Raw genomic sequence first — 20634 nt, 5'->3', positions numbered from 1 at the left:
AAAAATCATAAATTTGGACATGAAAAAGTAGGAGACGCTTTGATAGTCCCGATTGTCAATTAATTGTAAAAAAGCCTATTGATTATCATAAAATCGGAAAATTATAGATAGTGCGATCGCTGACGAGTGTAGGTTGGGTTGAGGTAAGGAAACCCAACATTATCCCACCCTACCATACTACAAGATCAGCGATCGCACTATCTGGATTACAGGTCGGACTTACTAACAGATTGCTTGTCGAGAGCAATTTCAAATAAAAACTCAGGGGCAAAGTCTGCTCCGTTGGACCATTCTATAGTCCGACTAGTTACAAATACCTTTTGAAATAAACTTTTATCTTTCAATGGTTCAAAGATTTCTCCATACAATTCTTGTTCTAAATCTACAATCCCTTCTATTCCATTATTAAACGTTAGCTTTAATTGATAGTTATCTAGATATTCCACAGAGACAACATGAAGCAATAGATCTTTTTTATGGAAGGGGATCGATTCTTTTAATAGGTTTTCTTTGACGTGCATTTTCCCAGTTCTCCAATAGTTCAGATTGGTGTAAATCAAGCCACTCCCATATTAAATTTAGTCCTCTTTTGGGCATTTGACCACAAACTTCACCTGTTTGAATCATATAAAGCTTGCCCTCTATTGTAAGCGATCGCTTCGCCCCATCATCGACAAGAAGCGATCGCACTGCAAATTTATCCTATAATTGTGGGACAACGATCAAATAGTTTACTTTTTCACATTCACTTAAAAGGTTAAGAAAATGAATAGACAGAGGAAATCTAACTGGAATAGCTTTAAGTTCTTCCGCATTTACTGCTACGTCATTTACGGGAGACGGAACTAACTCTGTTACCGCAAGTTATTTTGGTGGTTCAGTTCTGGCCGGTACCCCAGTTTTATTTTTGGCAGAGATTCAAGACCCTGTTGGTGAGACAAATATTAATATAACAAATACCCTCTATGTTCTTCAGAATGGAGTCCCTACCGCACTAACGCCAAACAGTAATGGTGGTTTTATTTGTAACACGCAAGGAAGTGGTACACCAATAATGGCCATTAATCGTTCTCGCGACCCAAACGGTCTAGGTGTCATTACTCAATGTCAGGGTGATACAGTCGGGTTAACCAATCAAGGGACTACCCCTTTTACTACCTATCTTACTGCTCAAATCATCCCTGATTATCAACAAGATCCCAGTCAATTACCCCCCTTTTTACCACGTCAAGGATTTACGGTCAATCCAGGAGAGAATAGAGGTCTTTTACAAGCTAGTCCAGCCCAAACTACCCCAGAATCTAGCTCTATTTTAGGCTTATTAGTCTTGGGAGGACTAGGGGCTAGTGGTGTGATGAAAAAGCAAAAAAAGTGCGATCGCTGACGAGTGTAGGTTGGGTTGAGGCGATGTCCTATATGATAAAGTTCCCAATGATGGCTATCCAGTGAGATCGCCCGATCTTGTAGGTTGGGTTGAGGAAACGAAACCCAACACTACCTATTGATAAATTAAAATAGAATAAGTGAACATCTATTGATCTCGCGCCTTATGGAATTAACCATAGTTTCTGAAATCGCCCCTCTAGAAATGACCCCCGAAGGTGTAGTTCGAGTTGGGAAAACTCGCGTTACTCTTGATACCGTTATTACTGTCTTTAAACAAGGTACAACCGCCGAAGAAATTGCCTATCGCTATCCTTCTCTGAGTTTAGCCGATATTTATAGTGCGATCGCCTTCTATCTCAACCATCAACCCGAAGTTGAAACCTATTTACAGCAACGAGAACAACAAGCACAAGAAATTCGCAGGATCAATGAGGCGAAATTTGATCCCCAAGGGTTGCGTGACAGACTAATAGCTCGTAAAACTCACCAACAAGTATGTTAAAGCTATTAGCAGACGAAAACTTTGATAATACTATTGTTAGAGGACTATTGCGCCTTCGAGCTAGTCTTGATCTTGTTCGAGTTCAAGATGTTGGTTTATCAGGTAAAGATGACCCATCTATTTTAGCTTGGGCAGCCAATGAAAATTGTATTTTACTCACCCATGATGTGGCAACCATTACTCAATTTGCTTATGAGCGCGTTATCCAAGGTTTATCTATGCCAGGTGTGATTGAAGTAAGGACGGATGCAAGTATTAAAAGGATAATAGAAGATATTTTAATCATTGTCGATTGTAGCTTAGAAGGTGAATTAGAAGGACAAATCTATTATCTTCCTCTTTGACACTCTCCCGTTAAATCAAAGATTGTAACGGGAGATTCTTGTTTCTTTCAGATTGCCTCTTAACTAGGCTTAAAATTACTTTTAAGCCCCCGTCAAACCGACTCCACAAGCTTTTTATGTTTTCTGGTTTCTATCTGTGAACACGGGCTGCCCGACCGCAAAAAGTATCAGATTATTCTAATCTCTCAAAGTTTTACATAACCAGAGATTTAGTGGTTAAAACCCCATACTTTGACTCTTGATTTTTCTTGGTACTTCTTTTTCGTTTTTTGTTTTACCTAGCCCACATTAGTGGTCACTGGGTGATAATGATTGTAGCACTAAATCAACCAAAATCGGTCGGATTAATATATTGGTTGCCATTCATGAGGGGCTGCGGGCGGAACTATTTCCGCCCTTTAAAAGCCCCGTCTCCCGTAAATTTCTGTGAGTCTTTTTTTACCGAGAAATTTAACGGGAGTCCTCTGGCAACACCATGAGATAGCGATCGCTGACGAGTGTAGGTTGGGTTGAGGCGATGTCCTGTATACTTCGACAAGCTCAGTACAAGTCTCGACACCGCTCGATAACCGCGATAGTCGAAGGAAACGAAACCCAACATGATCCCACCCTACTATAGAGAAAGGGGAAGGGTGGGAAAGGTTTTAATGCCTACTGTCGCGCCATAATCATCCGCATCTCTGCATCTTTATCGTGAATCAAATCCCCACTGATATCGACGATGACACTATGAATTTTACCCGTAAACTTGAAAGGCGGCTCATAATCGGGCGTTACAGGTGAACCGATGGCAATACCACAACTTAACCCACTGCTAACCCCGATATTGAGAGGAATGGTTACAGGAACGTCTATTTGTCCCGCCAATTTACCATCAATATACAATTGAGCGCGACCAGGCGCACCTTTTCCTGTTGCTAAATCTGGTTGTCCCGTCATTTCAAACTCAAACCGTAACTGATGACTGCCTTCTGGAACTAATTCCACTGATTCAACATGATAGAGCGATCGCCCGACATAGTTATGAACCCAGTGCAACTTGCCCCCTTTGACATAAAAGGAATAACCCCCATCATTGCCCCCATGAGCTAGTAATATCCCTTCTGCGCCACCTTGGGGAATCTCCACGTCGGCAGTAATACTATGGGGACGATTTAAGACTCTGACGGCACTATTACCAGGAACATCCTGAGTATTGGGGTAATAAGTATAACGAGTACGAGCAAGGGCGATTTGGGGACGTTCTTCTGCGAGTCGTTGTACACCCCGTCCATCAATAGGTAACACCTTATATTTACCCGCTTCCACATACCAAGTGGCAATCATTTCAATGAGTTTAGGGCGATTATCTGCCGCAATATCATGATTTTCAGCAAAATCCTCATCTATATGATAGAGTTCCCAATGATGGCTATCCAATTCGGTTAAGGTATCCTTGGAGATAGGAACGCCAAAGGGTTTCCCTGCTTCCGTAAAAGAAGGCCCCGGCCAAGGACAAACTGCCCGCCAACCGTCAAAATATAGAGAACGATGTCCCATCATCTCAAAATATTGGGTCAGATGCTTTGTCGGTGCATTAGCATCATCAAAGGTATGGGCAAAGCTGACTCCTTCAATGGGAGATTGTGTCACCCCTTTAATGGTTTCTGGGGGGTCAATTTCGAGTAATTCCAGCACTGTTGGTACAAGATCAATGGCATGGGCGTACTGAGTCCGAATTTCGCCCTTTGCCTTAATCCCGTTCGGCCAATGAATAACCAAAGGGTCACTAATACCCCCCCGATAGGTTTCTCTTTTCCAACGACGGAAAGGGGTATTTCCTGCCCAAGTCCAACCCCAAGCATAATGATTAAAGGTTTCGGGGCCCCCTAGTTTATCCAATGCTTTAAGATTTTCTTCGAGGGATTCGGGTACATTATTAAAAAAGAGGGTTTCATTAACTGAACCTTGGGGTCCCCCTTCCGAACTTGCCCCATTATCGGAAATCACCATAATAATCGTATGCTCAAACTCCCCGATACTTTTAAGAAAATCCACTAAACGACCGATATGATGGTCTGTATGGGTGAAAAATCCGGCAAAAACTTCCATCATCCGCGCATATAACTTCCGTTCATCATCGGAAAGTGAATCCCAGTGCGGAACATCGGGATCATGACGGGAGAGTTCAGCATCAGGGGGAACAATACCCATTTCCTTCTGACGGGCAAAGGTTTCCTCTCGGTATGCTTCCCAACCCTTATCAAACTGTCCTGCGTAAGCATCGGCCCATTCTTTAGGGACATGATGGGGGGCGTGCATTGCACCAGGGCAGAAATACATGAAAAATGGCTTATCTGGGGCAACTTGCTTAGAATCTGCAATAAAACCAATCGCTTTGTCGGTTATGTCTGCAGTAAAATGATAGCCTTCTTCGGGTGTTTTTTCAGGGCTGACGGTATGGTTATCATAAATAAGAGCAGGATAATATTGACTGGTATCTCCCCCTAAAAAGCCATAAAAACGCTCAAAACCACGACCTAGTGGCCAGCGATCATAGGGGCCGGCGGCAGACAGTTGGTCTGAGGGGGTTAAATGCCATTTGCCGATCGCATAGGTGTTATAACCTTTTTGCAGTAATATTTCGGAAAGAAAACCATTTTCAAAAGGAATATTACCATTACTCCCAGGATAGCCCGTTGAGCCTTCTGTAATGCAGGCCATGGCGTTAGAATGATGGTTGCGTCCCGTCATAATACAGGAACGGGTAGGGGAACATAAGGCCGTCGTGTGCAGATTGTTGTAGCGTAGTCCATTAGCGGCTAATGCGTCCAGGTTGGGTGTTTTAATGGGACTGCCATAACAGCCAAATTGACCAAAACCTGTGTCATCAAGTACGATAAATAAGACATTGGGTGTGCCTTGTTTTGCCCGCAAAGGTTCTGGCCAAGCAGGACTAGATTTATCAATGGTTCGTCCTATTACCCCAGGGAAAGTGGTTCCGGGTTTGTATTCATTGAGAGACATAGATTTAACCTGTTATTTGAAAAGCTTTTGGTTCTAATTTTAAATCATCTTGGGTAATAATTGATTTTTTATACAGATGATCAGATTTTTATAGTGTTCTGAATTATTAATATAAAACCAGTTTTGTTCTTAAATTCTTGCATTTTCTGTTTATGTGAGTATTGAAAACTTGGCTTTTTTCTATTAGCCATATATGCTTTTTTAGATCTATAATTAGCGATATCATAATTTTCCACAAAACGATGAATTGTATTTTTAAGTTGTTGCTCTCCCTCATCTATCCAAATACTATTTCTGTAAGATCTTTCTTTTAACTCTATAAAAATAATACTATTTTGATAAGTAAGCATTCCATCACAACGATTATCCATTTCACCATTTGCTCTTCTAATTTCAATACAATTATCAATAGCAGTAAATATCACCTCTATCTTATTGGGATTTTCAACGATAGCAATCCATTTTTTTTGTTCATTACAAACATCAATATCAATATAAGCAGGAGTATTTGACGGAGGTGGATCATCACAAAGTCCAAATTTAGGCTGATCTGTTTTGCTCTGACAACGCTCCTCAAAAAAATTTATAATCATAGTTGTTCTTCAATTTCTAATAAATCATTAAAAAGTTGATTAGTCTCTGCTAATGAACTATTAAGATAGTTTTCATCAGAAGGCAACCCTTCATAGGTAGGAAGTTTCATGATTTCCCCTTGTTCTGTTAACTCATATACAATAGCATCTTCTTCAGATATACAAGAAGCTTCAGGAACAATTTTTTCTAATTGTTGCTTAAGTAACTCAGCGTTTGGAGAGGATAAAATTTTTTGCCAAACCTGATATCCCTTTATTGCTAATGTAAGATAATTGATAATATAAGGACTATGAGTAGTAAGAATTAGTCCGTTGCCTTTTGTTAAATTAGCAAATTCTAGCAATTTATAAAATACATCTTTTTGAGATGTAGGAAAGAGATTTTGTTCTATTTCTTCCACGATATTTAAAAAACATTCAGGGCGATATTTGGAAGATAACAGTTTTAATGCGGCTTCCTTAACTTCATCAGCAAGATTATCATCAGAAAGGATTTTTTGTACTTTTGTTTGTAATACTTGTTTCTCTTCTCCACTGAGTTCAGTTTGAGAGTATTCTTGTTTTTTGTCAATTGATAAAGCAATATTTCTAGAAACTAAAAACAAAGGAACAAAAGATTGAAAACCACTTGAAGTCTCTGATAATTCTAATTTATAATCATTTCCTAAAATATATGATTGTTGTTGATCATCATCAAATTCAAACTTTACATTACCTACTGGTAACGTTAAATGTTCAGATAATTCTCGTTTTGATCGTTCTAATTCTTCCCAAAAAGTATATAATGATTCTGGTAAGCCTTTTATTTTTTCAGGCTGTTTTACAACACTAAAAAAATTACGCTCTGCTGGTACATACATAATCTTAGGTACAACATATTTTTCATAAAAAAGAGTATCTTTGTTGTTATAAATATTTAATCTCCCCTGCTTAAAATTAAAAGAATAGGCATTTCCTTGATATTGAATTTCAGTATCAGATGAGAAGTAATTGTTTAAAAGATGATAGCCACAATATTTACTAACAAAACGATTATAATTTGTGATATATTTTTCTTCTAAATTTTCAACATATAAAGCTTTTTCCAACCAACTTAATGTTGAAATTAATTTAGCAATGCTACTTTTTCCTGTTCCTTGATTACCAATAAAAACAGTAATTTTACGAATATCCATCAATCCGTTATTTTCTGCAAAGCCTGATTTAATTGAACCGAAATTTTTAACTTTTATTTGGCTCATAATTAATTTTATTTATTATATTCAGTTACTTTCTTTTTTCTAAGATTATCAATCATTTTAGATAAAGAAAGAAAACCTAACAACCTCTAAATAGTGTTTTAATATCATAGCATATTTTAACTATCTTTACTTAGTGAAAGACGAAATTCCCGCAACATTTGACTGGTTCCTTGATCAAAGGCTTTTTGTACGAGTTTAGGGATGATTTGCACGACATTAATATCAGGAAAAATTAGGCTGTTTGCTGTTTCCACATAACCTTCTTGTTGCAAAAGATGAATATTCAGGCGATTATTATCATAAATCCAAACCTCTGGTACTCCTATCACTTGATATGCGTCCATCGTCGTCTTTGAGGTAACATCAGATTCAATAGCTAAATCGGGCGGTGGATCGATCGCCATATCCATCCGAAGAAGGCTACGAACTTGTAGTGCATTCTCAATATAAAAACAGGTATCGGGTTCTAGTCCTGCTTTTTTGGGTTTCTTAAAGGTAGTTGAACCAAAATCCTCCCAATCCCTATTTTGAGCGTCTAAAATCGCTGTCACAATATAGGCGATGATACGATGGGGACGTTCATGGGCGGGTAAAGGGGACATGAGTTCTAGGGTTTCATGACAGTAATTAATACGAGGAATACGGCGATCGCCTCCTAATTCCTCTAGCAAGGCCTCATAGTCTTCCCAGCTAACCTGTTCAATGAGTGCATGACTGCCAGGGGATAAATTCAGGGTTTTGATGGGGAATGTTACAGGGAACGCAACCATATTAGTGAAATAGGAGTAGTGTTATCAACATTCTAGGCAAATCTAGCTCGATAATCCTTTAATCTTTGTCTTTAAGAACCCTTGAGTTTTTAGGTCTAAATTCAGGGGTATCAAAGAAAAATTTACTGAGATTTCCCTTGCCAAAATAGGTGTCAATTTCTTTAAAGATATTGTGCATTAAAAAGACAATTGCAATACATAACATAACCGCCAGAAACTGATAGAAATTTTCTGAGGCTATGAAACTTTTGAAAGCAGGAACAATCGCTTTTGTTTGATGATAAGCATGAAGCAGATGTTCAATAATTCCCAGGATTAAAACAGCCAAGGTATAAACAAAGGTTTTATACAAAATCCTCAGATAACGAGGACTTTGTTCAAAACGATTGATCAAGGGAGTGGCATCCATAATCGCTACTGCTTTAGCGGCCACTAATGACCCAATAATTGCTTTTGAGAGGACATAAGTGTCAATCGAATACTCTTTTAAAAAGAGCTTCATTACTACAAGAATATAACCAAATCCAATCAGAAAAAATAGGGCAAGAGAGCCAATTTTTTTAATTTCATGCTTCAATGCTTGCATAATTTTTTACTCTTGAGGAGGAACTAAACCACACTCAAATAACTTGGTTAAAACTGGGGTGGAAATTTGGGCAAAAAATTCTTGTGCTAATTGGGGATCTTGTCGCAATTTTTCAATAAATCGAGCCGTTAATTGATCCTTTAAACTGGCGGGTTGACCACTGCTTGGGTTATGTTTTGCCATAGAAGCGGCTAAATCTTGACAAGAAGAATTATTAAACTTAGCTATGGTTTTTTGAGCGATTGCATTGACGACTTCTGCGGGTAAAGGATCTTGATTTTGTGCTTGAGCTACACTAGGCAGAAGACTCGGTAATGTTAACATGATTCCAGTGGCTAAAAGAAAGATTTTATCAAGTTTTTGTAACATAAATTAATGATTTGGGATTATCTAGTTGTTGTTTAACAATCTTAGCAAATTTTGTTCTAATTATTTACCAAAAATTTTCTGTCAAAATTGCTTCAAATTCACTATTAAATGGCCAAGTATCAGGGAAAATAACTTTTTTATACTCCATTTTTACCAGAGAAAGAGCATCTTGATAAATTTCTTCAAATACCTGTTCAAAATATCTTTTAAGACTTGGGGATTTTTTGAGTAAACGGCGGAGTCTGCGTCTTTGTTCGGCAATTGTAAGTTCCCAACCCCGATTATCGTAAGCACTATCAATATAAATTCGTTTCAGAAGATGGGCTAATAAAACTTCTAGACGGTTTTCTAATTCCTGCTTTTCTGAACGTCCCAAAGCTTCAATTTCCTCGGTTAATGCCTCAAGATCAATCTCGCTGAATTCGCCTTCTCTTAACTTAGTTGCTGTATCTTCTAACCACAGGAAAAAATCTTGTTCGTATAGAGAAAGTTTAGTAATAATTGGGTTCATATCCTTCAATTTCCTCCAGACAAATCTACCCCTAAGATATTAAAATTCTCATCTAAATAAAGCTATCCCGACCCTCTCCGTCTGGAAATAAAAGTCGGGATTTCAATCTAATCTTCATCAGTCGTTGCAGAAGTTTTGCGACTCGTTTTCGCTTTGGTGGTTCGTTTGGTGGTTTTCGTCCCTGTCGTAGACTTACGGGTAGTTTTCTTGGGCGTAGTTGCCTTAGCCGCTAATAAGTCTAAAGCAGTTTCTAAAGTGATCGTGTCTACCGTTTCACCTTCTGGAAGTCCTGCATTGACTTTACCGTGTTTTATATAGATCCCATAGGGCCCCTCATAAATATTGATGGGTTCTTTATCATCAGGATGAACCCCTAATTCTCGTAAGGGTTTCTTCGTACCACGACCCCCTCCCCTTCCCTTTTTAGGTTGGGCCAGTAATTCTAAAGCGCGTTCTAAACTAATAGTTAAAACATCATCCTCAGCTTTCAAAGAACGATAATCTTTGCCCTCTTTTCCTTGATCATGTACCACATAGGGGCCAAACCGTCCCAAACTGGCCTTAATTTTCGCTCCAGTTTCGGGATGGTTTCCGAGTAAACGGGGTAACGCTAACAACCCTACGGCCATGTCTATGGTGACATCTTCAGGTTTGACACCCTTGGGTAAAGAACCCCGTTTTGGTTTCTTATTCTCTTCCGTTGCTTCCCCTAACTGCACATAGGGGCCATAACTGCCAATTAACAGATAAATCGCTTCCCCAGTTTCAGGATGTAATCCTAGTTTTTCAGGGCCTTCCGTTTTCTGTTTCAGTAAGGTTGTTACCTGTTCAGGGGTCAGATCGCATGGCGTGAGATCCATGGGAATAGAAGCAGTAATCACTTCTTCTCCTTGTTGAACTTCTATATAGGGGCCAAACTTGCCAATTTTAACCTTAGCGTCTAAATTCTCTAAAATAACGGCTTTAGCCACCCCTGGATCAATTTCATCAACCCGGACTTTTACCTGAGTGTCTAACCCTTCTTGTCCTAAATAGAATTTTTCCAGATAAGGAAGCCATTGGGACTCCCCTGTGGCAATTTCATCCAGGGTTTGCTCCATTTTCGAGGTAAATTTCATATCTACCAAGTCAGGGAAATGGTTTTCTAATAAACTCACCACCGCAAAGGCCGTAAAAGTGGGAACCAGGGCCTTACTCCGCATTTGGGAGTAACCGCGATCAATAATGGTACTAATGATACTGGCGTAGGTACTGGGACGGCCTACCCCTTCACTTTCTAGGGTTTTGACTAAGGATGCTTCCGTATAACGGGCCGGAGGTTGGGTTTCGTGACCTAAGACATCTAATTTTTTACAATTAGGATGATCCCCCTGTTTTAAGGGAGGAAGAATCACTTCTTGGTCTTCTATGGCAGCATCTGGATCATCAGTTCCTTCCACATAAGCGCGGAAAAACCCTGGAAAATCAATGCGTTTGCCAGAAGATCTAAACCCTGCGTCTTCTACTTTTAAATTAACCACAATTTGAGTTAATCGCGCATTAGCCATCTGACAAGCGACGGTACGCTTCCAAATTAGGTCATAGAGGGCGAATTCTTGGCCTGATAACCCGGTTTCTTGGGGGGTACGGAAACGGTTCCCCGCAGGACGAATGGCTTCATGGGCCTCTTGGGCCCCCTTACTCTTGGTGGTATATTGGCAGGGTTTGGGGCTTAAATATTCCTTGCCATACATCTGTTCAACGCAGTTTCTAGCGGCGTTAATGGCTTCATCGGACAGATGAACCGAATCTGTCCGCATATAGGTAATATAGCCTTCTTCGTAGAGTTTCTGAGCAGTCCGCATGGTATCCTTCGCTGAGATGCCTAATTTGCGGTTAGATTCTTGTTGTAGGGTTGAGGTTGTAAAGGGGGGCGAAGGTTTGCGGGTGGTGGGTTTTTCTTCAGTTTTAGTGACTGTCCAAGGTTTCCCGTCTAATCTTTCCTTAAGGGCGTTTGCCTCTGCTTCATTCAGCAGTACCACATCCCGTCCTTCGGTAATTTTTCCGGTACTGGGGTCAAAATCACTGCCTATGGCGATTTTTTTGCCGGCCAGGGTGATTAATTTGGACTCAAAGGGACTTTTTTCCTGTTCTAATAGGGCTTTGAGATCCCAATAGCCCCCTGAGAGGAAGGCGCGGCGTTCCCGTTCCCTTTGTACTAATAATCTTACGGCAACTGATTGGACTCGTCCAGCAGATAATCCCCAAGCGATCTTTTTCCAGAGTAAGGGTGAGAGGGTATAACCGTATAAACGGTCTAAAATGCGGCGAGTTTCTTGGGCATGAACTAAATTTTCGTCAATTTCCCGACAATTTTTTAAGGCTTTTTGGATGGCTTCGCGGGTAATTTCATGAAAAACCATCCGCTTGATGGGGACTTTGGGCTTTAATAATTGTAGTAAATGCCAACTGATGCTTTCTCCTTCTCTGTCTTCGTCAGTGGCCAGGATTAATTCGTCTACACCTTTGAGGGCTGTTTTTAGACCCTGAACGACCTTTTTCTTGCCTTTGGGGACAACATAGATGGGTTCAAAGCCATTTTCCACATCTACCCCTAAATTAGCCCATTCCTTCTCTTTATAGGATGGCGGAATTTCGTCTGCTGAGGCGGGGAGATCACGCACATGGCCCATAGATGCCTCCACCTGATATCCTTGGGGCAAATAATTTCTGATGGTACGGGCTTTGGTTGGTGATTCAACAATAACGAGGGTTGACATAGTTGTTCACAATAATCAGGCAAGTTTAGCAGATCGTCGGTGAGCTACTTGATCTATTCGATCTTAGCTCATCCATACTGATGATAATGGAGACACTCAAGTATAGAGTTTAGTCTCTATTTACGATAATAGAGATTTTTGCTGGGTTTGTTCACCCCTTCTGTTAGGTAACTTAGCATGAGGTTTCCTAAAGCAATCCTTAATTTAAGAAGAATTTTCTTATGTGACAAAGGTTAGCCCATGATTTTTTTAAAGGTGGCATCGTCGCTAACTCTTTCGGTATCGGATCAGGGATTGGCAGCGAAAAATAATCTAGCTCCGGCTGTGGCGATCGCCCCGGCTAAAAGAAGGATTAATGCCCAAACTTGATTTTTCTGAGTCCCCTCAACCGCTTTTAGTCGATTATCTATCCCCTCGACTTTCTCGGTTATTTTTGCCTGTCCTACCTCTAAATTAGTGAGGCGTTCATCCATCTTGTCTAGCTTGCCCTCAATGCGCTTCAGGACTTCCTCTAAGGAGTAGGTGACTGTAACTGGTTCGCTCATGAGTTAAACTCCGATTAGAATCATTTTTCGAGATATCCCCTAATTACCGCTAGGGGGCTGCTTTTATTATGGGTCATGGCTTGCTGCCTTGTTATCGACAAAGTAGAACCGTTTATCACATTTGTAAGAATCAGGGTTGGTTTATCTAACTTATGCTTTTTGGCCTCTACCGAACCTAGGATGTAAAACGATTAAAAATTACAGGCTTAAACCCGATCGGGTTAAGCGATAGGAACTAAGCCTGGCTACCCAGGCTGAAAGTTAGGCTGTGTAGACAGCCTTTGTGCTTATAGAATAAGGCTTTAGCCTGTATTCATTTATTAATTTTACATGGCAAGTTCGGTAGAACCGCTTTTTGTAAGGGTAATTCATGAATTACCCCTACGGGTGGGGTTGTTCCGTAAGTTCTTTTTGAGTTATTTCATGGCGATAACGAAACATTTCTTGTAAGCGAGAATCTACCCACCATCCAATTAGAAACTCTATAATTATACCCCCAGGAATTTCATATTGTATCTCATCAGTTAAGCGTGTTTTCCCATTTTCATCCGTAAATTGATGACGATGTACCCAGGATTTCATGGGGCCAATTTCTTGTTTATCGACAAAAAAATATGGTTTTTCACAAGCAGTATGACGGGCGATCCAACGAATGGGAATTATGCCTAAAATTAGCCTAAATTCGGAAACTGCACCAACCCCTAAACCACCTTCTCGTCGGATGATTTGCACGGGTTGCCAAGGAGGAGTTAAGATGTCTAAAATATCGGGGCGTTCGTGAAATTCCCAGACTTTTTCGATGGGGGCATTAATTAGAGTGCTTCGTTTAAAAGTTAACATTAGAATTGAAGATAGTGCATTAATTGGGAAATAATTTGACTGTTTAAACCTAATCTTTTTTGTAAGTCAATTAAGTTTTTATAATTCCCATATTCTTGACGATTATTAATAAGTTTTTGAATAATAAAATTATCTAGAGAAGGAATATTTTGAAGTTGTTCAACTGTTGCTGTATTAATATTAATTTTCTGGGGGGTTAGTAAACTATCTGGATCGTAATAGCAAAAGGACAAAATAGGTGCTAAAGCTTTAAGACGTTGTAAGGGGATATTTAAAGCAGCAGACAAATCTTCTAAGCATAAAATTTCAACGCCACTGTTAATCAATTCTACTAAATTGCGAGCTTGATGAATAGAGATTCCTGGTAATCTCAAAAAATCATCAACATTGCCACAACTCACTTCAATTTTAATCCCTAATTCAGCCGCGATCGCTACTTCTTCTAAAGAAGCAAAGCGATAATAAGGATCATTCAAAATTTGCTGACGAATTCTTTGTTTTTGGGGATTTAATTTTTTAGCCCAAGCAGAAAAAGTCATGAGTTTAAGTTAAAAGTAATAATCAAGAAATGCGATCTAATAGTTGACGGCGTTTTTGTTCAAATTCATAATCAGAGACTAACCCATCTTCCCGTAACTTATCTAACTCTCGCAATGCTTCAGAAATTACCCCAACTTGAATCGGTTCTAATTTGCTAGAATTAAGATAAGATTGTTGAGCATGATTGGAAGACAACCCATTAAATTGAGCATTAAATTGTTCTTCTCCTTGGACAAAATACCAAACAGCATCGATCGCACAAGCAATAGAAGGTATGGGGGTATTCCAAAGCAAAAAATAGATGACACCCCACACAGGTTGTCCTAAATAAAATTTATGGATTCCTGCAATGGGCCAAGGTATGATGGTAGACAGTAAAGCCAGAATAATCCCCATTTTACGGTTTTTTGGCTGGCTGAATAGCTTTTCCAAGGGTGACATGGGGTTTGAGTCTAACAGTCAAGTTCACAATTTCAGTCTAGTTTAACTGACGATGGTCGAGGGTAGGAGTTCCCAAATTGTTAGGATTATTCGGTAAACCGTAGTTTTCAGGAACTTTTAACTACTTTACAATAAAATAACCGTCAGTTAATGACATCGAGTAAGTTAACCTAATTTTACTAAAAAGTGAGATAACAATGGGATTTTTTGATTCAGAAGTCGTCCAGCAAGAAGCTCAACATCTGTTTGAAGATTATCAATCCCTGATGCAATTGGGGGGTGAATATGGTAAATTTGATCGTGAAGGTAAAAAGATTTTCATTGACCAAATGGAAGCACTCATGGAGCGTTACAAAATCTTTATGAAACGCTTTGAGTTATCAGAAGATTTTATGGCCCAAATGACAGTTCAACAGTTAAAAACTCAATTAGGACAATTTGGGATGACACCACAACAAATGTTTGATCAAATGAATATGACGTTAGAAAGGATGAAATCTGAAATCCAATAATACTGTATTCTAAGAATGTTTAGTCTAGGGTTAAGGGAGTGTTGTTATCGACAATACTCCTACTAATAGATTATAGTGGACTAATAGCAATTAAATCATTTTTTATGGATGATCAAATGTACGATTTTGCAATTATTGGTGGGGGTATTATTGGACTCTCGACAGCAATGATGTTAGGACAAAAGTTCCCTAAATTATCTTTAATTGTTCTGGAAAAAGAAGGAGAAGTTGCTGCTCACCAAACAGGTCATAATAGTGGGGTAATACATTCTGGTATCTATTATAAACCTGGTAGTTTTAAAGCGAAATTTACCCGCGCAGGAAGTCAGTCTATGGTAGAATTTTGCCAAAGATATAATATTCCTCATGAGGTATGTGGTAAGGTAATTGTTGCTACTAAAGAACAAGAATTGCCTTTATTAGATAATCTTTATCAACGGGGTTTAGAAAATGGGTTACAGGTTAAGAAAATATCCTCTGAACAAGTTAAAGAAAAAGAACCCTATGTAAGTTGTTTAGGAGGAATTTATGTTCCCACTTCGGGAATTGCTGATTATAAAAAAGTCTGTCAAAAGTATGCAGAATTAATTCAACAACAAGGTGGAGAAATTCAGTTTAATACTAAGGTTATTAAGATTAAAAATACCAAACAAAGTAAGATTTTAGAAACAACAAAAGGGGAAATTGAAGCTAAATTTATTATTAATTGTGCGGGATTATATAGCGATCGCATGGCCGAATTAGACGGGGTGAACCCCCAAGCGAAAATCGTTCCCTTTCGCGGTGAATACTATCAATTAAAGCCTGAAAAACGTTATTTGGTCAAAACTCTCATTTATCCCGTTCCTAACCCTGAATTTCCCTTTTTAGGGGTACATTTTACTCGGATGATTGATGGGAGTATTCATGCGGGGCCGAATGCGGTATTAAGTTTGAAAAGAGAAGGCTATAAAAAGACAGATTTTGACTTAAAAGAATTTGCTGAAGTAATGACTTATCCTGGGTTTTGGAAGTTAGCTGCAAAACACGCAGATGAGGGAATAAAAGAGATAATTCGCTCTTTTAGCAAAGCAGCTTTTGTTAATAGTTTACAGCAATTAATTCCTGATGTTACGGCTGATGATATTATACCTTGTGAAGCAGGGGTTAGGGCCCAAGCTTTAAAAGCAGATGGTAAGTTAGTGGATGACTTTTTAATCATCCAAAATGAACAGGCAATGCACGTTTGTAATGCCCCTTCTCCTGCTGCTACTGCATCCTTAGAAATTGGTAAATATATCGTGGCACAAATTCCTGAATAATAATTAATAATTAATTATTGTATCTATTGATTATAACTTATAAGTTATGAATTTAGTAATCACAACAAAAATCGAACAAATACTAACAAAAAATAGAAAATTCACCTTTCAGCAATGGTTTGCGAAACTTTAGTAATCAGTTTACTGTTGCTGCAGGACAAACCATTACTGTTACAAATATGAATGTTGATGGGAATGATGTTCTGCAATGGTCAGCCATAGAAGTTACTCCTGTTGCTGATCCTACCCCTGTTCCTGAACCCGGTTCCTTGTTAGGATTATTAGCATTGGGTGGTTTGGGTGTCAATTCTGCCTTGAAGAAATTAAAGAAATAACTGTTAGGATGGGCAGTAAGCTAAAACCCATTTTAAATACATTTTAGATAAGTCAGAAATCCTGTAGGGGCAATTCATGAATTGCCCCTACTTATTTAAAGGAAAAATTTGGGCAAGCGATCGCTATAATAAAATCAATGATAATGCTGAGGTATAAAATGCTGGAAATTGAATATTTAACCGATGAAAATGGCAACAAAAAAGCAGTTGTGATTCCCATTTTACACAGACGAGAATTCTATCACTATTTTCCTTAGTTACGGATTATGGAGTAGCTTAACAATTACTATTAAATTTTCTGTTAAACATGGTTTTTAATAAGTTTTCCCCAGAGTAAATAACCCTTACCATTGAGGTGAACACCATCATAGGTATAATTAGGATTAAGTTGTTTTGAAGTATCAAGAAAACTGGAAGATAAATCTATATATTGATAATTAAATTCTTGGGCAAGTTTTTTGAGATTATCGTTAACCAAGAATACATCATCATTATTAATCTTAATATTATACTTAAGGTTATTAACAGGTAAGAGACTTTGAATATAAACTTTTGTTTGAGGACTTTGAGTTTTAATTATATTCAGTATATTACGATAATTAATGATAATTTCATCAACGGTTTTCTGTTCATTCCAGATATCATTAGTGCCAATCATAAGAAAGATTTTTTTAGGTTTCGCTGCTATAATTTCATCAAATCGATTAAGTACACCTTCGGTTGTATCCCCACTAATTCCTCGATTAATAACTTTAGAATTTTGCAAAATTTCTGACCATTCTCCTTGATCAGTTAAACTGTCTCCTAGAAAAATAATTTCTTGATTAGAGTTAGGCAGTTGTTGAAAAATTGTACTTTTTGCTTGATAGTATCTTCCTTGATAAGTTTGACGACGAGGTTTACTTTTTGATGATAATTCTGTTTGCTGCCTTATTGAATTTAAAGATTGTAATTTTTTAGCTAAGTAATAAATTCCCCCTTTTCTAATAAGGAATGTAGTCGTTAAAATGACAAAAATAAAATTGATAGAAAGAGAAAGATATAATAGATTTCTCGTTTTGTTGCTCATACACTACAATTTCCTTATTTCAAAAATATTATAATAAAAAGCTCTAATTATAACAAGAAAGATAATTAGAATTTACCCAACCTTCTAATCCATTGACTTGATTATTTGGCCCTTTAATAACCTTAACTTTATACCAAGTATTTTGTTGAGATAGGAACTGAACAATATTACCATTATTAAGTCCAGCCCTTGATTCCCCATTGGGAGTAAAACGCAGAGCCAATTGACCTGTTTTAATATTAATCACTTCACAAAAGACAGATTCAGATGTCCCTTGTGAGTTTGATTGAAAACGAATTTGACTCTGATGAATATATCCCATCTGTCCGCAAATATCAGTGATATACCATTCATTTTTTGAACCGTAAATATTAATCGAAGTAACAACTTTTATCGAGCATAAAACATTTCCATTTGGAGATAATCTAATATTGGAAGGAGGATCAAAAATAACTGCTTGATTGATAGATTGTGCTTTGACTGTGGGTATATTAATTCCTAATCCCCAAAAACTGATAGGCATCAAGGTAAACCCTATTAAAATTAGCTGTGTGTATCGTCTCAATATCGACATTTAAGTTAATCTCCAGTGATAAGTTTATTATTTGGTGAGCATAGATAATGCTCACCTATTATTATTATAAACCCCCAGTTGTCCGAGAAAATAAAGCATAAAAATCCTGAGTAATAACAGCTTCAGGAGCATCTTCTGGTTTAGAAATAACATCAAAGGCTTTATTTTTTGCCGTAGATTCTCTTAATGCTTGTACCACTAAATCTGCTACATCATCTCTGGGAATTACTGTAGCAATACCATTAGGAGGATTGGTTAATAAATTATCATCTTTCCCCACAATTAACTCTCGTTTTCCCCCTGGTTCATTGATTAAACCTCCTGCTCGAATAATAGTATAATCTAACCCTGATTGTATTAAATATTCTTCTGCTTTGCGCTTCCAAATTAATACATTACCATTGCCTAACTTATTAAGGGGATGACTAGGGTTTGTCCCCCCCATTGAACCTACTAAAATAATGTGTTTTATGCCAGCTTCTTTAGCAATATCTATTTGATTTTTCTGCCCTATCCAGTCAACTTCTTCGGGCATTCCACCAGGTTCAAATTCAAACTCTGGGCGTTCCCCTTCCTTGGGTGGGGCTTTCATTTTAGGGACAGAACTTGTTAGAATAACCAAAGAATTACAGCCTTTTAATGCTGTTTTTAGAGTGGATTGATCAGCAATACTCCCAATAACAAAGCCTTCTGTTGACCCAAAAATTTCTTTGATTTTGTCTTCAGATCTACCATAGCCAATAGCTGCAAATTCATCAGGAAATTGACGTAATTTTTGAAGAACAATAGAGCCAGTTCTTCCCGTTGCACCTGTTACTAATACATTGGTTTTTGACATCTTTAAATTCTCATGTAATTAATACTTCCTAATCATACCATATTTAAGTATTTTTAATCTGTTTATACCTATTCTTAAAATCCCTTTGCTGTTGTTTGTGGTCTACAATAGGTTGAGGATAACCACAAGAATGACAGTCTAGAGGAGGAATTTTACCTGTGACTAAATATTCGGTATCAAGAGAACTTATCTCTGGCAACCATTGACGAATATATTCAGCTTCTGGGTCGAATTTTTGGGCTTGACTAGCAGGGTTAAAAATGCGTAATGGTTTCGGGTCCATACCACTTGATGCACTCCACTGCCATCCGCCATTATTAGCAGATAAGTCCCCATCAATCAATTTCTGCATGAAATATTTTTCTCCCCATTGCCAATTTATAATTAAATCTTTGGTCAGAAAACTAGCAACAATCATTCGACATCTATTGTGCATCCATCCCGTTTCGTTTAACTGTCTCATAGCAGCATCAACAATAGGATATCCGGTTTTTCCCTCACACCATGCTTGAAAATATTCCTCATTATTATTCCAAGGAAAATGTTTAAATTCTTTTCGATATGGCCCCTCAGCTAATTCAGGAAAAAAGTATAAACAATGTTGATAAAATTCACGCCAAGCTAATTCTTTTTGCCAGGTTTCTATATTTTCTGTTGCTTCATCACTGCGGCTATTTTCATAGGCATTAAGGACAGCTTGCCATACTTCTCTAATACCAATTACCCCAAATTTTAAGGCAGCACTGAGTTGAGATGTCCCCTCTATTGCAGGTAAGTTTCGCTGCTCTTGATAATTATAAATTGCGGCTTCACAAAAATAATTTAATTGTTCTCTTGCTGCATTTTCTCCTGGTGCTAAAATCAAAGGGTAATCCCATACATAACCTAAGTCTTTGGCTGTTGGTAAATCAATTAATCCTAGATTTTTAACTATTTTTATTTCTTCATCAGTTAACCCTTCTAAGTTCTTGATAGACTCAGAAATAGCTGCTTTTTTTTCTTTTATCCAAGTTCTCCAAAATGGAGTATAAACTTTATAAGGCTCATTATTACTTTTCGTTAAAATATCTCCTGGTTTATGTAATAGTTGATCCCAATAAGTTTCTACCTTGATACTTTTCTCTTTTAAAGCTTCAATTATTTGGCGATCGCGTGCTTTACTGTAGGGTTCTACATCTTCATTCCAAATAACTGTTTTAGGGTTTAAAACTTCAGCTAATTTGGGAATTAATTGAGTCGGTTGGGCTTGAAAAATTAATAAACGACCTCCTAATTTTTGATAAGTTTTATGTAATTCTTCCAAACAACCAAGCATATAACTGATTCTAGCAGGAGCAATATCATCTCTGCCTAAAATATTGGGGTCTAAACAAAATAAACCCACTAATTTAGAACTCTGTTGATAGGCTTTATCGAGTCCAATATTATCAGAAATTCGTAAATCACGACGATGCCAAAAAATCACTAAATCAGTCATAATAATTACCTTTTTTTCAATCTATCATTAATAATTAGGGCTAAAATGCCTTAACTCTTCACTCAAATCTCGATCATGGACTATGATAGATAAAG

Annotated in this window: 25 protein-coding genes; 6 read left to right on the top strand and 19 right to left on the bottom strand. The window is 37.9% G+C overall.

Translation table 11 applies throughout. The features are described from left to right. Positions 1-206 precede the first annotated feature (206 nt). Both VB715_RS01950 and VB715_RS01945 read right to left on the bottom strand, forming a co-directional pair. A complete protein-coding gene (locus VB715_RS01950; protein ID WP_323299509.1) occupies positions 207-521 on the bottom strand; it encodes a DUF2442 domain-containing protein in 315 nt (104 codons plus the stop codon). Continuing rightward, positions 475-627 (bottom strand): DUF4160 domain-containing protein, encoded by a 153-nt coding sequence (locus VB715_RS01945; protein WP_323299731.1) that lies wholly within the window; start codon positions 625-627, stop codon positions 475-477. Before VB715_RS01945 ends, VB715_RS01950 begins: the two co-directional genes overlap by 47 nt. Positions 628-907: 280 nt before the next feature. On the opposite strand from VB715_RS01945, the gene VB715_RS01940 reads away from it, so the two are divergent. From VB715_RS01940 to VB715_RS01930, 3 genes are all read left to right on the top strand, one after another. Then, positions 908-1384, top strand: a complete 477-nt coding sequence (locus tag VB715_RS01940) for a PEP-CTERM sorting domain-containing protein (protein WP_323299508.1) — start codon at positions 908-910, stop codon at positions 1382-1384. Between the two features lie 165 nt (positions 1385-1549). Further along, positions 1550-1888 carry a DUF433 domain-containing protein gene (locus VB715_RS01935; RefSeq protein ID WP_323299507.1) on the top strand — a complete coding sequence of 113 codons (339 nt, stop codon included), beginning with the start codon at positions 1550-1552 and terminating at the stop codon, positions 1886-1888. After that, a complete protein-coding gene (locus VB715_RS01930; protein WP_323299506.1) occupies positions 1882-2232 on the top strand; it encodes a DUF5615 family PIN-like protein in 351 nt (116 codons plus the stop codon). The genes VB715_RS01935 and VB715_RS01930 overlap by 7 nt, the downstream gene beginning before the upstream one ends. A 385-nt stretch (positions 2233-2617) precedes the next feature. Here VB715_RS01930 and VB715_RS01925 read toward each other — a convergent pair whose 3' ends face one another. From VB715_RS01925 to VB715_RS01865, 13 genes are all read right to left on the bottom strand, one after another. Next, on the bottom strand, positions 2618-2833 hold the full coding sequence (locus tag VB715_RS01925; protein ID WP_323299505.1) for a hypothetical protein: 216 nt from the start codon (positions 2831-2833) through the stop codon (positions 2618-2620). A 50-nt stretch (positions 2834-2883) separates the two neighbouring features. Then, the gene (locus VB715_RS01920; RefSeq protein WP_323299504.1) at positions 2884-5238 is read right to left on the bottom strand and encodes an arylsulfatase; all 2355 of its coding nucleotides are present in this window, start codon (positions 5236-5238) and stop codon (positions 2884-2886) included. An 80-nt stretch (positions 5239-5318) separates the two neighbouring features. Then, complete coding sequence (locus VB715_RS01915) at positions 5319-5831, bottom strand: hypothetical protein (protein WP_323299503.1); 513 nt, start codon at positions 5829-5831, stop codon at positions 5319-5321. Then, on the bottom strand, positions 5828-7072 hold the full coding sequence (locus VB715_RS01910) for an ATP-binding protein (RefSeq protein WP_323299502.1): 1245 nt from the start codon (positions 7070-7072) through the stop codon (positions 5828-5830). The genes VB715_RS01915 and VB715_RS01910 overlap by 4 nt, the downstream gene beginning before the upstream one ends. Before the next feature lie 116 nt (positions 7073-7188). Then, entirely contained in the window at positions 7189-7842 is a 654-nt protein-coding gene (locus VB715_RS01905; protein ID WP_323299501.1) for a Uma2 family endonuclease, read from the bottom strand. 58 nt (positions 7843-7900) lie between these two features. Next, positions 7901-8428 carry a hypothetical protein gene (locus VB715_RS01900; protein WP_323299500.1) on the bottom strand — a complete coding sequence of 176 codons (528 nt, stop codon included), beginning with the start codon at positions 8426-8428 and terminating at the stop codon, positions 7901-7903. Positions 8429-8434: 6 nt separating this feature from the next. Next, on the bottom strand, positions 8435-8797 hold the full coding sequence (locus VB715_RS01895) for a hypothetical protein (RefSeq protein ID WP_323299499.1): 363 nt from the start codon (positions 8795-8797) through the stop codon (positions 8435-8437). Positions 8798-8861: 64 nt separating this feature from the next. Next, positions 8862-9308, bottom strand: coding sequence for a DUF29 domain-containing protein (locus VB715_RS01890; RefSeq protein ID WP_323299498.1), 447 nt, complete (start codon positions 9306-9308; stop codon positions 8862-8864). A 107-nt stretch (positions 9309-9415) separates the two neighbouring features. Further along, complete coding sequence (topA, locus tag VB715_RS01885; protein WP_323299497.1) at positions 9416-12067, bottom strand: type I DNA topoisomerase; 2652 nt, start codon at positions 12065-12067, stop codon at positions 9416-9418. Between the two features lie 287 nt (positions 12068-12354). Beyond that, positions 12355-12612, bottom strand: a complete 258-nt coding sequence (locus VB715_RS01880; RefSeq protein WP_323299496.1) for a hemolysin XhlA family protein — start codon at positions 12610-12612, stop codon at positions 12355-12357. A 381-nt stretch (positions 12613-12993) separates the two neighbouring features. Beyond that, positions 12994-13452, bottom strand: a complete 459-nt coding sequence (locus tag VB715_RS01875) for an SRPBCC family protein (protein ID WP_323299495.1) — start codon at positions 13450-13452, stop codon at positions 12994-12996. Next, positions 13452-13991: a ComEA family DNA-binding protein gene (locus tag VB715_RS01870; RefSeq protein WP_323299494.1), complete on the bottom strand. Its 540-nt coding sequence runs from the start codon at positions 13989-13991 to the stop codon at positions 13452-13454. The genes VB715_RS01875 and VB715_RS01870 overlap by 1 nt, the downstream gene beginning before the upstream one ends. A 22-nt stretch (positions 13992-14013) precedes the next feature. Further along, on the bottom strand, positions 14014-14433 hold the full coding sequence (locus VB715_RS01865; RefSeq protein WP_323299493.1) for an NINE protein: 420 nt from the start codon (positions 14431-14433) through the stop codon (positions 14014-14016). A 197-nt stretch (positions 14434-14630) separates the two neighbouring features. Here VB715_RS01865 and VB715_RS01860 point away from each other — a divergent pair, with 197 nt between their 5' ends. The 3 genes from VB715_RS01860 to VB715_RS01850 all read left to right on the top strand — a co-directional run bounded on the left by VB715_RS01860 (position 14631) and on the right by VB715_RS01850 (position 16581). Next, positions 14631-14945, top strand: a complete 315-nt coding sequence (locus tag VB715_RS01860; protein WP_323290324.1) for a DUF1825 family protein — start codon at positions 14631-14633, stop codon at positions 14943-14945. A gap of 116 nt (positions 14946-15061) precedes the next feature. Beyond that, positions 15062-16246 (top strand): L-2-hydroxyglutarate oxidase, encoded by a 1185-nt coding sequence (gene lhgO, locus VB715_RS01855; RefSeq protein ID WP_323299492.1) that lies wholly within the window; start codon positions 15062-15064, stop codon positions 16244-16246. A gap of 119 nt (positions 16247-16365) precedes the next feature. Then, a complete protein-coding gene (locus VB715_RS01850; protein ID WP_323299491.1) occupies positions 16366-16581 on the top strand; it encodes a PEP-CTERM sorting domain-containing protein in 216 nt (71 codons plus the stop codon). 301 nt (positions 16582-16882) lie between these two features. On the opposite strand, the gene VB715_RS01845 is transcribed toward VB715_RS01850, so the two are convergent. The 4 genes from VB715_RS01845 to VB715_RS01830 all read right to left on the bottom strand — a co-directional run bounded on the left by VB715_RS01845 (position 16883) and on the right by VB715_RS01830 (position 20539). Next, positions 16883-17650 (bottom strand): GDSL-type esterase/lipase family protein, encoded by a 768-nt coding sequence (locus VB715_RS01845; RefSeq protein WP_323299490.1) that lies wholly within the window; start codon positions 17648-17650, stop codon positions 16883-16885. 43 nt (positions 17651-17693) lie between these two features. After that, a complete protein-coding gene (locus VB715_RS01840; protein WP_323299489.1) occupies positions 17694-18224 on the bottom strand; it encodes an SH3 domain-containing protein in 531 nt (176 codons plus the stop codon). A gap of 64 nt (positions 18225-18288) precedes the next feature. Further along, positions 18289-19062 (bottom strand): SDR family oxidoreductase, encoded by a 774-nt coding sequence (locus VB715_RS01835; protein WP_323299488.1) that lies wholly within the window; start codon positions 19060-19062, stop codon positions 18289-18291. Between the two features lie 43 nt (positions 19063-19105). Further along, a complete protein-coding gene (locus VB715_RS01830) occupies positions 19106-20539 on the bottom strand; it encodes an FAD-binding domain-containing protein (RefSeq protein ID WP_323299487.1) in 1434 nt (477 codons plus the stop codon). Positions 20540-20634 lie beyond the last annotated feature (95 nt).

Origin of the sequence: Crocosphaera sp. UHCC 0190, from assembly GCF_034932065.1 — a bacterium.
GTDB lineage: Bacteria > Cyanobacteriota > Cyanobacteriia > Cyanobacteriales > Microcystaceae > UHCC-0190.
The sequence above is the reverse complement of the archived record's forward strand: the minus strand, read 5'-3'. Positions and strand labels throughout refer to the sequence as shown.